Origin of the sequence: Candidatus Ichthyocystis sparus, from assembly GCF_900078745.1 — a bacterium.
Lineage (GTDB): Bacteria > Pseudomonadota > Gammaproteobacteria > Burkholderiales > 2013Ark19i > Ichthyocystis > Ichthyocystis sparus.
The window spans coordinates 97,620-113,007 of record NZ_FKII01000061.1; the positions used below are offsets into that span (position 1 = coordinate 97,620).

Annotated in this window: 13 protein-coding genes; 9 read left to right on the forward strand and 4 right to left on the reverse strand. The window is 39.0% G+C overall.

Annotation, left to right across the window (positions count from 1 at the left end):
* Nucleotides 1-18 precede the first annotated feature (18 nt).
* Together fmt and def are read right to left on the reverse strand one after the other, a co-directional pair.
* Nucleotides 19-966 (reverse strand): methionyl-tRNA formyltransferase, encoded by a 948-nt coding sequence (gene fmt / locus A6733_RS06115; RefSeq protein ID WP_175330467.1) that lies wholly within the window; start codon nt 964-966, stop codon nt 19-21.
* Nucleotides 967-1,004: 38 nt separating this feature from the next.
* Complete coding sequence (def, locus tag A6733_RS06120; protein WP_092401197.1) at nt 1,005-1,508, reverse strand: peptide deformylase; 504 nt, start codon at nt 1,506-1,508, stop codon at nt 1,005-1,007.
* A gap of 149 nt (nt 1,509-1,657) precedes the next feature.
* Here def and A6733_RS06125 point away from each other — a divergent pair, with 149 nt between their 5' ends.
* Both A6733_RS06125 and A6733_RS06130 read left to right on the forward strand, forming a co-directional pair.
* Nucleotides 1,658-2,488 carry a hypothetical protein gene (locus tag A6733_RS06125; RefSeq protein WP_141663003.1) on the forward strand — a complete coding sequence of 277 codons (831 nt, stop codon included), beginning with the start codon at nt 1,658-1,660 and terminating at the stop codon, nt 2,486-2,488.
* Nucleotides 2,489-2,631: 143 nt separating this feature from the next.
* Nucleotides 2,632-5,277 carry a DNA topoisomerase III gene (locus A6733_RS06130; protein WP_092460687.1) on the forward strand — a complete coding sequence of 882 codons (2,646 nt, stop codon included), beginning with the start codon at nt 2,632-2,634 and terminating at the stop codon, nt 5,275-5,277.
* Here A6733_RS06130 and A6733_RS06135 read toward each other — a convergent pair.
* A complete protein-coding gene (locus A6733_RS06135; protein ID WP_092401206.1) occupies nt 5,267-5,821 on the reverse strand; it encodes a 5-formyltetrahydrofolate cyclo-ligase in 555 nt (184 codons plus the stop codon). The two genes, A6733_RS06130 and A6733_RS06135, sit on opposite strands and share 11 nt — an antisense overlap.
* A gap of 136 nt (nt 5,822-5,957) precedes the next feature.
* Here A6733_RS06135 and recA point away from each other — a divergent pair, with 136 nt between their 5' ends.
* The 3 genes from recA to A6733_RS06150 all read left to right on the forward strand — a co-directional run bounded on the left by recA (nt 5,958) and on the right by A6733_RS06150 (nt 7,992).
* The gene (recA, locus tag A6733_RS06140; RefSeq protein WP_092401209.1) at nt 5,958-7,052 is read left to right on the forward strand and encodes a recombinase RecA; all 1,095 of its coding nucleotides are present in this window, start codon (nt 5,958-5,960) and stop codon (nt 7,050-7,052) included.
* A 14-nt stretch (nt 7,053-7,066) separates the two neighbouring features.
* Nucleotides 7,067-7,513 (forward strand): regulatory protein RecX, encoded by a 447-nt coding sequence (locus tag A6733_RS06145; protein ID WP_092401212.1) that lies wholly within the window; start codon nt 7,067-7,069, stop codon nt 7,511-7,513.
* A gap of 143 nt (nt 7,514-7,656) precedes the next feature.
* Nucleotides 7,657-7,992, forward strand: coding sequence for an HPF/RaiA family ribosome-associated protein (locus A6733_RS06150; RefSeq protein WP_092401215.1), 336 nt, complete (start codon nt 7,657-7,659; stop codon nt 7,990-7,992).
* Between the two features lie 13 nt (nt 7,993-8,005).
* On the opposite strand, the gene A6733_RS06155 is transcribed toward A6733_RS06150, so the two are convergent.
* Entirely contained in the window at nt 8,006-8,539 is a 534-nt protein-coding gene (locus tag A6733_RS06155) for an ATP-binding protein (protein WP_092401218.1), read from the reverse strand.
* A 148-nt stretch (nt 8,540-8,687) separates the two neighbouring features.
* Between A6733_RS06155 and glmU the strand changes: the two genes are divergently transcribed.
* From glmU to A6733_RS06175, 4 genes are all read left to right on the forward strand, one after another.
* Nucleotides 8,688-10,043, forward strand: a complete 1,356-nt coding sequence (glmU, locus tag A6733_RS06160) for a bifunctional UDP-N-acetylglucosamine diphosphorylase/glucosamine-1-phosphate N-acetyltransferase GlmU (protein ID WP_092401221.1) — start codon at nt 8,688-8,690, stop codon at nt 10,041-10,043.
* 104 nt (nt 10,044-10,147) lie between these two features.
* A complete protein-coding gene (gene glmS, locus A6733_RS06165) occupies nt 10,148-11,974 on the forward strand; it encodes a glutamine--fructose-6-phosphate transaminase (isomerizing) (protein ID WP_092411172.1) in 1,827 nt (608 codons plus the stop codon).
* A gap of 49 nt (nt 11,975-12,023) precedes the next feature.
* A complete protein-coding gene (locus A6733_RS06170; protein ID WP_092401227.1) occupies nt 12,024-13,208 on the forward strand; it encodes a hypothetical protein in 1,185 nt (394 codons plus the stop codon).
* Between the two features lie 1,228 nt (nt 13,209-14,436).
* A complete protein-coding gene (locus A6733_RS06175; protein WP_092402254.1) occupies nt 14,437-15,216 on the forward strand; it encodes a hypothetical protein in 780 nt (259 codons plus the stop codon).
* Nucleotides 15,217-15,388 lie beyond the last annotated feature (172 nt).

Sequence of the window (15,388 nt, forward strand, 5' to 3'; positions counted from 1 at the left end):
AATATGATCATGAAAAACCTACACAACTGAACCAAGACCCAACACCCCACCAACAGCTAAGCCAGAACCCAAAGAAAACTCAAAAGCAGACAAGCGTTTGCCTCCTGGTTTTTGCAACTTAAGCAGACGCACACACCCGTCACCACAGCTAACCACTATGCCTGTTTTATGTATAGACAATATTGCCCCAGGAAGTCCGTAAATAGACCTTACTATATCCGTAACAGGCTCAAGTGATATTATCTTTATGAGCTTATTATTATAGGTAGAGTACACACCCGGAAAGTTTCCTAGTGCTCTCACAAACCGATCCAATTCAGAAGCACTTTTTGACCAATCTATAGTACACCGCCTCCCCAACTTGGGAGCATATGTCGCTTCCGTCCCACACTGTTCATGAGAACAAACAACTCCTTTTTCAATTCTTTGTAATGCAATACGAACAGCCTTTCCCCCCAAGCAAGACAAAACATTATGTAAAGCAGAAACTTCCATCTTAGGAGACAACGGAGTAGACAATGAAACAAGCACAGGTCCTGCATCCAATACGCTGGTCATGCTAATAATTGACACACCGGCAATACTATCACCTTGAAGAATAGCTTGAGCAATAGGCGACGCACCACGGTGTTTTGGTAGAAGCGAAGCATGAACATTGATACAGCCCAGAGGTGGCAAACACAGGACAGATTTGGGGAAAAAACTTCCGTAGGCGGATACAACAATAATATCTGGAGAATATGACTTCAAAGCTTCCATAAATTCAGGATCACCCAGTGCCTCAGGCTGCAAGACAGGAATCGTGTTCAACAAGGCAATCTCCTTAACTGGAGACATTCTTTCCTTCATACCTCGCCCAGCTGGACGATCTGGCATAGTCACAACCGCAGAAACTTTGTAGTCACACAAGATCGCTTTCAAAGTAGCAGCACCAAAGTCAGGCGTGCCAGCAAAAACAATATTCACCCGACAAAAACCTTCCCTCTGTAAAGCACAAATAAAACTTAAGAGGCCTGAGAACTACGGTTAGCAAAGAAAGCATCCACCTTCGAACGTTCACTCTCGTCCAAATGATCGATAAAAACAACGCCATTTAAATGATCTATTTCATGCTGAATACAAACAGCAAGCAATCCATCTGCTTCTGTAGTACAATGCTTACCCCTAAGGGTATGGTATTCCAGTACAATATGCGACGGACGTTCAACATCGCCCATAACCTCAGCAACCGAAAGACAACCCTCGCGTGTCACAACAGTACCACTACTGTCAATCACCTTAGGGTTAACAAAGACCTTCAACTCATCTCGTTTATCAGAAATGTCAACAACTATTAGTCGCTGCTGTACATTAACTTGGGTAGCAGCCAAACCTATACCCTTGCAACGGTACATGGTATCAGCCATATTGTCAGCAAGTACCGCCAAATCTGCACTAAAACTGGTAACAGGGCTAGCCTTAAGCCGTAGCCTAGAATCTGGATACGATAGTATGGTCAGTATGGACATATGAGAGATAGCCTATAAAATTCATTTGACAGAAAACCACATGGACTCTTATGAGAAAATCCACCGCCATCGCAGGCTCAATCGCAATACTACTTGCGCCCGCGGTCTCCTCGTCTCCATGGACTGACCACGGATCCTCGGCAAACACAGTGACGATCTCACCGCATATTAGAACGCAAGGACAGCCTAAAGATCAATATAGCGATCTTGTAAAGCTAAACCAAATAGAATCTTTTTTAGACTTTCCGCTATCAATAGAGAACAACAATAGTAGTAGTATCATAATAGGTAAAATTCTATCTTTAAGTGGCGGGAAAGCTATAGCCTCTGAAGGAGACACACTTTATGTAAAGAACATAGGATCTATTCCAGAAAATACCATAGTGGATATAGTCAATAGTGGTAAAAACGTGGTTGTGCCGGGAACAAAACATGTAATAGGAACGGAACTCATTAAAGCAGGGGAGGGACGGGTAGTATCATCAGGGATTGTAAGTAAGGTGCTAATTACTAAGACATTGCGTGAAATAAGTATAACCAGCCTTACAGTGCCCAAAGTAAAGATAGAGCTTTCCAAAATTATACCGCGGATGGCTGGGGAAAATGAAAAAGAAAAGGTAACCAGCATCTACTCCATATATGGCGAGTCTATGATGACTTTTGCTGGAGGTCTAGACATAGTATCTATAGGATTAGGTGAAAAAAATGGCGTTACACAGGGGGATCTATTTTTTGTGTACAAACCACAGTACTCCACAGTTGATAAAATACTACCTAAAAGTGAGCATAAGGGCCGTAAAAGGCATAGGGGATTCAGACTTAAGCCCAAAAGTGGCATACCTAAGGTCATATATGATAAAAACCTTATAGGGAAGCTGATGGTAATTTCAGTTTTTCACGACGTTTCCTACGCTATAGTAACGTCAGCCGAAGAAGTTATAGAGCCTGGATACATGGTAACCAATAAAAGAAATCAATAAAGAAAACAAAAAAGCTGCTATCTTTCTTCGGTAACGAACTCTTAACGTAGGCAACCTATAGCTTCCTCTTGTCCTGGACAAAAATTTCTTCCCGGGCAAAATAGCTTTAGGTAGTTTTTTTGTAACCTTTTTGCGAACACCCCATGAGCCAACTCAAGACCCTAATAATTGCTGAAAAACCATCTGTCGCGGCCGATATTGCTAAATCTCTCGGAAAATTTGAAAAGTATACGGATCGCTACGAGAACGATGAATTTGTCGTAAGTTTCTCATTGGGGCATTTACTTGAGTTAACTGTTCCTGAGGAATTTGAGGTCAAAAGAGGGAAATGGACCTTTGCAAAACTACCGGTAATACCGCCTCACTTTGAACTAAGAGAAATTGAAAAAACTAAAGATCGACTAAATTCCCTCATTAAGCTAATTAAACGTAAAGACATAGTGGAAGTAATCAACGCCTGTGATGCAGGGCGTGAGGGTGAGTTAATTTTTCGCTACATAGTACAATTCTCTAGAACCCAAAAAGCTACTCGTAGGTTGTGGTTGAGATCAATGACACAAGCTTCCATACAGGAGGGGTTCAAAAATCTACGTAGTAGCAAAGAAATGCAGGGGCTTAACGACGCTGCAAGATGCAGGGCTGAGGCAGATTGGTTGATAGGCATAAATGGCACTCGGAGCATGACTGCCTTCAACTCCAGGGAGGGTGGATTTCTCCTAGTGACCGTTGGCAGAGTGCAAACACCGACTCTAACCATGGTGGTGGAACGCGAGAATAAAATTCGCAAATTCAAAAGTCACCCCTATTGGGAAATAATAGCTGACTTCAGTGTAGGGCAATTAGGGGAATACGAAGCTATATGGTTCGACCCCAATAACACCCAGAAAGCTGCTGACGCGGAGCATCAGCGCAACACTAGGATATGGGATGAAGAAACAGCAAAGAAAATCCAACAAGAATGTCTAAGTATAGGAACTGGCAAAGCAGTTGATGAAAAAAAGCCCAGCAAACAATCTCCCCCACCGTTGTTTGATTTAACAAGCTTGCAGCGTGACGCCAATAGAAGGTTCGGTTTATCTGCAAAATCCACGCTAAACGTTGCCCAGGCATTATACGAAAAACACAAGGTCATTACTTATCCCAGAACAGATGCCCGAGCACTGCCGGAAGACTACGTAGATACGTCTAAATCTGTATTAGCAACTATTAAGTCTTCTCCTGCATTAAGCGAATACAAAGAATTTGCTGAAAAGATAATTAAGAACAATTGGGTTAACGGCAACAACAAAAAAATATTTGACAATGAAAAAATATCAGATCACTTTGCAATTATCCCCACTACGATGGTTCCTAAAAAACTTTCAGATATTGAGTGGCAGTTATTTGATACCATTATGCGCCGATTCTTAAGCGCTTTTTTCCCCTCTGCAGAATTTGTAATAACTACCCGTACTACCACTGTAGGACAACATAAATTTCGCACAGAGGGTAGAGTAATAACAACACCAGGTTGGAGGGTCGTCTATAACACAGAAAAAGATAGCGACGATTTACTACCACTTATCCCTGGAGGTAATACCAATATCAAAAATATTGAAATAAAAAATCTGCATACCAAGCCCACACCGCGTTTCACAGAAGCATCACTACTATCTGCTATGGAGAGCGCAGGAAAATTTGTTGAAGACGATGAATTCCGTGAGGCCATGGGTAAGAAGGGACTAGGTACTCCTGCCACGAGGGCTGCAATCATTGAAGGGCTAATACACGAAGAATACTTAGTTCGCCAAGGAAAAGAATTAATCCCAGCTGCAAAAGCATTTTCCATAATCACACTACTTCGTGGTTTAGATATAGCAGAGCTAACATCACCGGAACTAACAGGGGAGTGGGAATACAAACTATCACTGATAGAGAAAAAACAACTCTCTCGGGAAAATTTTATGGAGGCAATAAAAGAAACTACAGCAAGAATTGTCTCACAGGCCAAAAATTATGAATCTGATACGGTGCCTGGAGATTACGTTACGCTTTCTTCACCATGCCCTCACTGTAACAATACTATCCGAGAGAATTATCGTTATTTCAAATGTCAGGGGTGCAATTTTTCGTTACCTAAAGCTCTTGCAGGGCGCATATTCGAGTATGAAGAAATAGAAGAGTTATTGAAAAACAAATCGTTGGGCACCATAACTGGCTTTAGAAGCAAGCAGGGGCGTCCTTTTTCTGCTGCTTTGAAACTAAGTGAAGAGGGGAGCATAGCGTTTGATTTTGGTCAGACTGATGAACAGAGTGAGCCTATAGACTTCAGTGAGAAACAACCGTTGGGTAATTGCCCCAAGTGTTCTGGAAGGGTCTTTGAACTACCGTTCAAGTACACATGTGAAAATGCTGTAAACATGACAGGAGACAAACGTTGTACATTCAGAACAACCAAGGTCATCTTGCAAAGAAACATAGAGTTAGAACAAATAATTAAGCTACTAACATTCAAGGAAACTGACCTACTTGACAAATTTATTTCCAAGAAGGGAAGGGCATTTTCCGCTCACCTCATAGTTAAGGATGACGGATCTATAGGTTTCAAATTTGAGAAAAAACAAGAAACAAAAACAAAAGAAAAATCAGCCCCAGCCAAAAAGGTAAGTACCAAATCTTCAACCGCAACAACCAAAAAGCTACGTACCAAACCTTCAACCGCAACATCAAAGAAAACATCTACGGTCAAAAAAGCACTTACTGCTAAGAGTACAAAGACATCTTCTAGAAAAAAACCAGCTAACAAGTAATTATCTCCCTCTCAGTAATAACTTTGTGCACTGGTAAATCATGTTCTTCCTCAAATGCTTGATTAACGATTAAATTCGAATAAGAAACACCTATACTAAAAACCTCGGGGTATTCAGACAAAAATCTATCAAAACAACCTTTTCCATATCCCACCCTGTATCCTGTCAATGTCCATCCGAGCATAGGAATAACAATAGTGTCAATTTTTGCTTCTGGAGAACCGTTCATTAATTCTGGAATTAGGTATCGACCCTTATCAAATAAATCACCACGACGCCACTGATAAAAACTCAATGAATCATCGTCATTAGCACGAGGAAAACATATTCTTGCTCCCTCATTTTGCAAAAAACTAGCCATTGGCAATAAGTCTGGTTCCCCATGAATAGGAAAATAAAAACCTATCCAAGAGCTTTTAATATTAGAAATGAGTTCTAGTAGTTTTTTTTGTATAACTCTGTCAGACCATGATTTATAATCAATGGTCATACTTTCGCGAATATTACGTAATCCTTTTCTTAGATCTTTTTTTAGTACGGACATACAATTAACTCTGAGAAATAATATAAGATTATTATTCTACTGTTTATGGTATCTTGGTTGTAATAAAAAGTACGCCCCAGTCAGATTTGTATAGACCTCGTATTTATCGCCTTACCTGATATCAGGAGCAACTCTTATGGAAAATAATCGTGAAAAAGCCCTGTCTGTCGCCATTGCTCAGATAGAAAAGCAGTTTGGTCGTGGGGCTATTATTCGAATGGGTGACAAAACTGAAGTAGAAGACATACAGGAAGTATCTTCCGGCTCAATAGGCCTTGACATAGCGCTAGGTATAGGTGGATTTCCCAAAGGAAGAGTGGTAGAAATTTACGGTCCTGAGTCGTCTGGAAAAACATCACTTACCTTACACGTAGTAGCAAATATTCAAAAATCAGGTGGGACCGCGGCATTCATAGACGCAGAACACGCCTTGGATCTGCAATACGCTGCTAAATTAGGTGTAAAGATAGATGATCTTCTTGTATCACAACCAGATACAGGTGAACAGGCATTAGAGATTTGTGACATGCTGGTGCGATCTGGAGGCATAGACCTCATAGTAGTTGACTCAGTTGCAGCACTTACTCCTCGCGCTGAAATTGAGGGAGAAATGGGAGACTCCCATGTGGGACTGCAGGCTAGATTGATGAGTCAAGCGCTGAGAAAACTAACGGGACATATCAAAAAAACAAACACGCTAGTTATTTTCATAAACCAGATTCGCATGAAAATCGGTGTTATGTTTGGAAATCCAGAAACAACAACGGGCGGTAATGCGCTCAAGTTTTACTCGTCTGTACGTGTAGATATTCGCCGCATAGGAACCATAAAACATGGTGATGAAATAATAGGCTCAGAAACTAGAGCTAAAGTAGTAAAGAATAAAATCGCTGCTCCTTTCAAGCAGGCAGAATTCGATATTTTGTATGATGAGGGAATATCTCGTGAGGGTGAATCAATAGATCTTGGAGTAAGCTTAAAGATAATAGATAAGTCAGGATCTTGGTACAGCTACAAAGGACAAAAGATAGGCCAAGGCAAAGACAATGCTCGCGAATTTATGAAAAAAAATCCAGACATATCATCTGACATAATAAATCAGATCATGGAACGCAGTATTCGTTCAAAAGTTACTAAAAAAAGCACAGCTAAGGACGACAATGCACAAAGCACTACCGAAGGGGGCAATGTGCAAGGAAGTGAAAAATCTCTGGTACTAGCTGATCAGTAGTTCAGTGTAAAAACATGAATAATAACAAAGAGTTATTTGATTCTCTATACCATAGAGGCATAAGGGCTTTGGCACGTAGAGAATACTCTCAAAAGGAGCTTATTTCCTTACTTATGCGCTACTGCTGTGAGGAAGAAGTTGTTTATTCGGTTATTTTTGCTCTGGCAAATGATGGAGCTCTCTCAAATAAACGTTTCGCTAGTAGTGTGTGTTCTGTAAAATCCACAAATCACGGTGCATATTACATAAAGAAATTTTTGAAAGCACATGATATAGACGATGCGCTAATCGTGGAAGAACTTAAAAAGGTTCAAAACAACGAACCTGAAGTCGCATCCAAGCTAATAGCAAAGAGACTTCGTCAGCAACCATCAATGTCTCCTGCAAAGCAACGCTTGTTCCTAAAAAATAAGGGTTTTTCCCTAGATACAATAAATGACATATTTTCCCATAAACAATAGTTATAACAGCCAAATATGTGTACACATCCTATACAACAGTGTGGTATATAATGTTGCAATAGCATTTATCGTGTAGGTACAAGGAAAACAAGAACACTGATGCTTCTTTTGCCAAAAACAAAAGTGTAGATTAGGAGGCTGTTATGGAGATCATAGTATTCGGAAAGAATATACGCCCTACAAAAGCTCTCAAGGAGTTTACGGAGAAAAAGTTTATTGGAGCCCTCAGATCAATTAGTCGCACCGTCGATAAGGTAAGGGTGGTTCTGAGCAAGGAGAAGGAGTCCAGGATCGCTAAGGCTCAATGTAACGTAGGACACCGTAGTATGTCGGTGCAGGAGGGGGGTAGTGACATCTACGATGTAGTAAGCACTGCTGCAATACAACTTAACAAGGTAGTATCTAAGGAAAAGGGCAAGAAGCGCGCGGAACTACGTAGATCTATAAATTCTGTGAATAAAAAACACCCTGTGGATTAGGTGGGGTATTATTTTAGTAAGTATCTGGTCCCGTGCTTGCTGCCCCTCGGGTGCCGGGTACTTGTAGTCTCTTGGTTACCGTAACCACGTTACAATCGTCTACAAAGCTGTAGCTTATATCATCTACAAATTTTCTTATAATATGTATTCCTAGGCCCCCTAGAGCAATTTCTTCTATGGGTCTATCTACAAAGTGATCACGATCTTTTGTAGATATAAGAAGCGGATTAAACTTTACGGCCTTATCTCTGTAAATAGCAATAACTTTATCTCTTTGCACAAATGCGTGTATTGAAACCCAAAAATAGGTAGGGGTCTTCTTGTATCCGTGCATCAATGCATTCATATACAATTCATCAAAAACTAAGGTCAAAGACACAACAACACTTGGATCCTGGTCTTTTAGTGCGGAATCAGCCCATAACATAAAGGCATCAATTAAGCTGCTTAATCCATGATCGCTATCGGTAGCTTCCCAATAAAAACTCTTTCCTGGCCCCAAGAGAAAGATCCTTGTCTCAAAAGTAGCTACCAGCACTATATACATTCAGCCCTATGTTTACAAAACACCCTTAAAGAATAAATAGACACACCTAATCGGTATCGTAATAACCTCAATTAGGTGATATCATCAGGGCAAGAGCAGGTAGCTTTTCGTTTGTTCCAATGAATGAGTGCTTAACTGTACAACATCCATGAATATAATCATCCTTGCCGCCGGTAGAAGCACTCGTATGCGCTCCCATAAGCCTAAGGTACTCCAACCACTGGCTGGCGTTCCAATTATTAGTCATATTGTAGAGACTGTACAAACCATAGGTGCACATAGAGTAGTTATTGTATGTGGAAAAAACAAGAAGGATTTGCAATCACTTGTTGGTAAAGATAGCATTCTCTGGGCAGAACAAGATGAACCTACTGGAACCGGATCTGCTGCTCTGATAGGACTTAATCTGATTGATAATGATGATGTGTGTCTCATATTATGCGCAGATATGCCGCTTGTGAGTGCACCCACTCTTCAAAAAACAGTGAATTTTCACAATCAAAAAAAAGCAAGTCTCACATTAGTAACAGAAAGTTTATCGGATCCATCACATTATGGTAGGATTATTCGCGATAAGAACAACAAAATAATCGATATAATTGAAGAAAAAGATGCCAATTTAGAAGAGAAAAAAATTAATGAAGTTAACTGTGGTATCTATTGTTCCGGCACAACCATGCTCCGCAGGTGGTTAACCTCATTGGAAGCACATAATAGACAAGGTGAATATTACTTAACCGACATTGTTAGAAAAGCTTCACTAGAAAAGGTAGCAGTAGAGTCTATAAGTCCAGAAAATCCATACGAAATCCTAGGAATCAACGATGCCAAGCAACTAGAACAAGTTGAACGTAGATTACAGAAAAATCGAGCAGAACATCTCATGGCACATGGAACTAGATTAGCTGATTCGTCGCGAATAGATATTAGAGGAGTGCTTAAATGTGATGAAGATGTATTCATAGACATCAACTGTGTGTTCGTCGGAAAAGTACATCTGGGGAAGAATGTTACTGTGGGACCAAACTGTTATATACGTGACTCAACAATACAGGATAACAGTGAAATTCTACCGAACAGTATAATTGAAGGCAGCACTGTAGGCATGAATTCATCCATAGGACCGTTTGCACGTATTCGCCCATGCACAAACTTACAACATCACACAAAGATTGGAAATTTCGTAGAAGTTAAGAATTCTTCTATTGGAGATGGCTGCAAAATAAATCACTTATCTTATATTGGTGATGCCACCATAGGAACACAGGTATTAGTAGGAGCAGGTACAATAACGTGCAACTTTGATGGACATAAAAAAAATCCTACCCACATAGGAAACGACAGTTTCATAGGATCTGGAACTCAGCTAATAGCACCTATATCTATTGGAAGTAATGCAACAATAGGTGCTGGAAGTACCATTACAAAAAACGTCCCTAACCAATCCATAGCCACATCACGCATTCATCAAAAAGTAATTTCTAAGAGAAAAATCAAATCTTAGAAAGAAAACGACACCGTTTGTGATAAAGGAGACATTAACTGATAATTTTTACGGCATAATCCAGCTTTCTACCAATTTACTTATTTGCAGGAAAGAAACCGTCAATGTGTGGAATAGTAGCAGCATTATCCCGGGAAAACGTTGTGCCGGCTATCATAAAAAGTTTGGAGGCCCTAGAGTACAGGGGATACGATTCAGCGGGGATAGCTGTGACAACGCCACAAACTCATAGAATACGAACAGTGGGAAGAATATCTGAGCTTAAAAAGAAAACAGAGGAACAGGGACTATTCGGCACTACCGGAATAGGACACACAAGATGGGCCACACATGGACAACTCGATGAAAGAAACGTCCACCCCTTGCTGTTCGAGAACATCGTATTAGCACATAATGGTATCGTAGAAAACGTCAGAGAACTCTTGGTTAAATTCCCTAATACTGAACCACTATCTTCTGAGACTGACTCCGAAGTACTAGCATCCATAATAGTTTGGTGGAAAAAAAATAAGGGCCTTAGCACACTTGACGCCATAATAAACACTACGAGACTCATAGAGGGATCTTTCGCCTTAGCGGTTATAGATACAGAATTCCCAAGAGAGATATATATAACTAAATATTCTTCTCCTATAGTGGTAGCAAAAACAATATGGGGCATACTAGCATCGTCTGATCCACTAGGTATAGCACATCTGAGCACTAACTTTTCTGAATTACAGGACTATGATATAGCACATTGCTCGCCAAATGGTATACACATTATCGATAAAAATAAAATTACAGTAAAACGTCACGAAAGAAAAATTATATTTCCCAGCAACCACTTTCAACTTAATTCCAAGTACAACACGTTTATGGAAAAAGAAACGTACGAACAGCCGCAAGTACTATCAAACATAATAGATCGTTTTATAGATAATGATGGCGTTTCTCCAAACGATGAATTAACAAAAGAGTTTTGGCAGTCACTTAATGACATTCAAAATGTTTATATTATTGGTTGTGGAAGTAGTTACCATGCAGCTGTTCTCGCAAAAAACTGGTTAGAGGATATTGCAGAAATTCATACGGAAGTTGATATAGCCAGTCAGTTTAAAGGATACCCATGCCAAATACTAGATAACAGTCTAGTAATATTTATTTCTCAATCAGGAGAAACAGCAGATACATTGGCGGCTCTTTCGCGCATGCCAACTACAAAAAAAGCACTGACTTTAGCTTTATGTAACGCTGAAAACTCAACTTTAGCGAGAAAAACTGACTTTTTCTGGAACATACAAGCTGGAATTGAGATAAGTGTAGCTTCAACAAAGACTTTTTCATCGCAGCTATTGTGCCTACTTATTTTAGCAATTTCACTCAAATCAAAAAAACCATGTGCAAGTAAAGATGAAATAGTTAATCTTTGTAATATGGTGCGTACGATTCCTTCTTCCATGAAAGAAGTACTGAGTATGAATGAGAATGTATTTGTTAACTATGCAAAACAATTTAGTCAACAACAAAACATAATTTTTCTAGGAAAGAATGAAGATTACTCACTGGCCCTGGAGGCAGCACTAAAAATAAAGGAATTGGCATATATTCACGCTGAGGGATACTCATCTGGAGAGTTCAAGCATGGTCCATTGGCAATGGTTGACGACAAACTTCTTGTGGTATTTATCATAACCAATAGCAATGTGTTCTCCCAAGTACGTGCACACCATTCGCAAGTAACAACCAGAAAAGGGGAAACACTCATCATGGCAGTTGGAGATGGTCTAAGTGTAGATGGTAAGGGAATATTTATCAACAATATCAACAGATTGTGCAGACCATTTTGCATGAGCATTATTATTCAACAGTTAGCTAGATTTACAGCTCAAGCACGCAGGTTGGAGATTGATAAACCACGAAATCTAGCAAAGTCTGTAACAGTTGAATAGCTACCAATTAATATTTAGCAATTATTAGTAGCTATATCAGGGATAAAAAATGGACATATTTTTTTTTCTACTTTCAGTGTTATGCATAGCTCTTTTTGAAAAACACAGTAAGTTTTTTATTTTTGCGGGATCTGTATCTATTGTTGCCAGTAGATTACTAGTTAGTCACGAATCATTGGGTAATATTTTTCTACCAATAACATCTAACATTACTTTCCTAATAGATTTATTTTTTATATTGACAACTTTCTCTTTTGTATCAGAGCACATTGAACGATCCCGAATAACCCTTGTAATAAAGCGCATCATTCCTAGAAATGCCATGGGATACTTCTGTTTACTATTGATTACTTTTCTCCTATCTACATTTCTAGATAATATACTTGCGGCTCTTGTGTGCGGAACTGTAGCTCAAAAGATCATAGGCAACATAAGTGTACAATTTATTGCTGCTATAGTAGCTGCAGCTAACGCCGGTGGGGCTGGAAGCGCACTTGGCGATACCACAACTACTATGCTGTGGCTTTCAGGTGTTCCTGCGACAAAGCTTATCTATGCATTCTACGGTTCAGTAATTGCTTTATTTTTATTTGGTATCCCAGCCTCATTAAATCAGTACAAAAAAACTAAAATAGAAAACTGTCAAGGTATGTCAAGTAATAACGAAACTCATTTACCGGTAGACAAAACTCACTTACCAGTGGACAAAACCAGATTGCTATTAGTTGCTTTTTTATTGTTAATGCTCATAGTAACCAACTCAATAAAGAACAGATACACGGATACGCAACTTATTAAAGATTACCCAATTACTGGCATATTCATGCTTTTTATGTGTTTCCTAACTGCGATTACCAGAAACATTCCACGAAAAAACATTATAGGTAATATGTCTGGACATATAATACTGCTAGGACTTATTGTAAACGCTCACCTAATAAATATCTCATCGCTGCCAACGCCATCTGCACTTTCTACGCTAATTATAGGTATAGTATCAGCCTGTATTGATAATATACCATTGACTGCTATGGCCATCGAACAAAAAGGATATAACTGGCCATTACTTGCATTCTCTGTTGGATTTGGTGGATCACTTTTATGGTTTGGATCTTCTGCTGGTATAATACTAACCCACCACCTAAAAAAGGGAAGAACTATTAGGGAATGGCTGTCACTGCCATTAATACTATCCTTCGTCGTTGGATTCTACTTGATACACATAGCGGTATAGGACTTGAAAAAGCTTTTCTGTGCTACAGGAATTTTTACAAAAAACAAGTAGAAAAAATAATATCCAAATTAAGCAACCAGGATACTGGAGCTGGACACATAAATTAGCTTCTATACTAGTCTAAAATTACTAAACCGCAAACTATACAGGTAATAAATTAAAGGCCAGCAAAACCGTAAACACACCTGATTGTACCTCCTACGAGTAATATACAATAACCTATGATAGATCTAGTACTTTATACAGTACTAGCAAATTCAATAGGACTACGGATGTAACGTACGAACATCTGTATACTGTTTGGGTACACATTTATGTATGTAAACTAACAAAAAGCAAACGGCGTTAATATTTAATAAATTAAACTATCTATTACATGATATACGAGATACTAAAACAGACCATAATCAAATTATAAGTTTGTCATAAACAATAAATATGCACTAAACTAAAATCCAAGCATAGTACATGTTTTTACCTATTAAACATTATTGATAATTAATTGATTAACTTTGCAATATTATACAAGAAGATTTGCCAATATTATAAAAGAAGAAAAATAAATAGCTATCTTACTTTGGTAGTAGATGTAAGTTTATGTGAACCTAATAGCGATCTAGGTGTAATCCATGACATATAAATTCTAATTTTTTATGTTAGGGCAAACACGTATGTCATTATTATATTTTTACAAAACAGCAAAATTGTTACTAACTATGGCAATCTAATCATTCAAATACTTACTTCATAATAAAAAAATTTAATCTATTTTTTTATCCAATATGTCAATATTGAAATTTTTAGGTAAAAGCTACGCCAAGCAGACAAAAATCAATAGTCAAAAACCTATGTACATAAAATTATAGTAGTAACCTAGATGTTTTTCCCAATTTATTAATAATGATGCCTTAATGTACGTTAAATGATCCCTGGTTCTACTATAAAAAGTGGTACTTGGTTCTGTTATCAAATTTTGTCGTACGAGTGATAATTAGTGGCCATGGTCATCTAGGCATTATGACTAAAGGGTATACATATAATAACGATAACCGTGTGTTATGCAATGTGCAAAACTTAATAATAGTTAGTTTGAGCGCTACTTCATGATAATAATAGTATGGGCGCATGATTTTTCATGTTCTAGTATGAATGCCGCACTAGTATCTATTTTTATGTGAAGTGCATAAGACCAAAGCAAATCTAGCTTATCAAGGAAGGATTTGGTTTTATGGATAATACAACACCTGTCACCACTATGGGAGGAGAGTCTCCCGGTAATGAGGCGCAGGAAGGTGATCATGTAGAATTGGCTATGGAGCATCATGAAACACCAGATGGGGGTATGCAAAATGGTACTGGTACTATGGGACCAACAGGTACCGGTGGTGGATTGTCATTAGTTAGGTGGATAAGAGGGGGTAACGGCAGAAGGGGTAACCAAGGTGGAAATAATCAAGGAAATAGCAGAAGGGGTGAACAAGGTGGAAATAATCAAGACACAGTATACGACGTAGGCTTGCCACCTCCCCCCTATTCTGCCAATCCTGCAAATCTACAGGGATCTGACTATGAATTGACTGACCCCCCCCCCTCATATGACTCAATGCCAATTTTAGGTGGCGAGAGTAGGCTTGTGGGTAATGGAGACCAACTTCAACTTGTATTGTTGCCCAGATATGGTGTTGATGGAGAAACTGCAAGTGGACATCCTGCAGGAAGAATGAGCCTCGTCATGGGAGGTGCTGCACGTCGTATAGAAGAAGCACAAAACGCTGATGCAGTGAGAAGAGGTCCTGAGGAGGAGGAGGAGGATGAACTGGTTTTTCGTTGTTGCCACAGTGGTGTTAGTGCATCTACATATTGCGGTTTCTTCGTATGGGCTTTGATTATAATTGTAATACTAGCTGCTATGTTTGGCATAGGATTCGTATATGGAAGAGACTACGAAAAAGGATTAAATAACGACAGTGGTGGTGGAAATAACTCCTCTTCACCTGCTGCACCATAATAATAGGATGTAACTACATCTTGGTTAGAACATGTGGTTATTTACCAAAAATAAGTTTTTGGTTGCCGTACAAATAAGATATATCATCTTGCTGGTTTTTATTTTCTGTCATTAAGTAATTTACAGTATTACATTGTGTGTAAGTGGGATAGGTTGCGGTGAAACATAGGTA

Excerpts from the sequence above, each read along its gene's own strand:
- def (WP_092401197.1), bottom strand. The coding sequence starts at position 1,508 with ATGTCCATACTGACCATACTATCGTATCCAGATTCTAGGCTACGGCTT.
- A6733_RS06130 (WP_092460687.1), top strand. The coding sequence starts at position 2,632 with ATGAGCCAACTCAAGACCCTAATAATTGCTGAAAAACCATCTGTCGCG.
- A6733_RS06135 (WP_092401206.1), bottom strand. The coding sequence starts at position 5,821 with ATGTCCGTACTAAAAAAAGATCTAAGAAAAGGATTACGTAATATTCGC.
- recA (WP_092401209.1), top strand. The coding sequence starts at position 5,958 with ATGGAAAATAATCGTGAAAAAGCCCTGTCTGTCGCCATTGCTCAGATA.
- A6733_RS06145 (WP_092401212.1), top strand. The coding sequence starts at position 7,067 with ATGAATAATAACAAAGAGTTATTTGATTCTCTATACCATAGAGGCATA.
- A6733_RS06150 (WP_092401215.1), top strand. The coding sequence starts at position 7,657 with ATGGAGATCATAGTATTCGGAAAGAATATACGCCCTACAAAAGCTCTC.
- A6733_RS06155 (WP_092401218.1), bottom strand. The coding sequence starts at position 8,539 with ATGTATATAGTGCTGGTAGCTACTTTTGAGACAAGGATCTTTCTCTTG.
- glmU (WP_092401221.1), top strand. The coding sequence starts at position 8,688 with ATGAATATAATCATCCTTGCCGCCGGTAGAAGCACTCGTATGCGCTCC.
- glmS (WP_092411172.1), top strand. The coding sequence starts at position 10,148 with ATGTGTGGAATAGTAGCAGCATTATCCCGGGAAAACGTTGTGCCGGCT.
- A6733_RS06170 (WP_092401227.1), top strand. The coding sequence starts at position 12,024 with ATGGACATATTTTTTTTTCTACTTTCAGTGTTATGCATAGCTCTTTTT.
- A6733_RS06175 (WP_092402254.1), top strand. The coding sequence starts at position 14,437 with ATGGATAATACAACACCTGTCACCACTATGGGAGGAGAGTCTCCCGGT.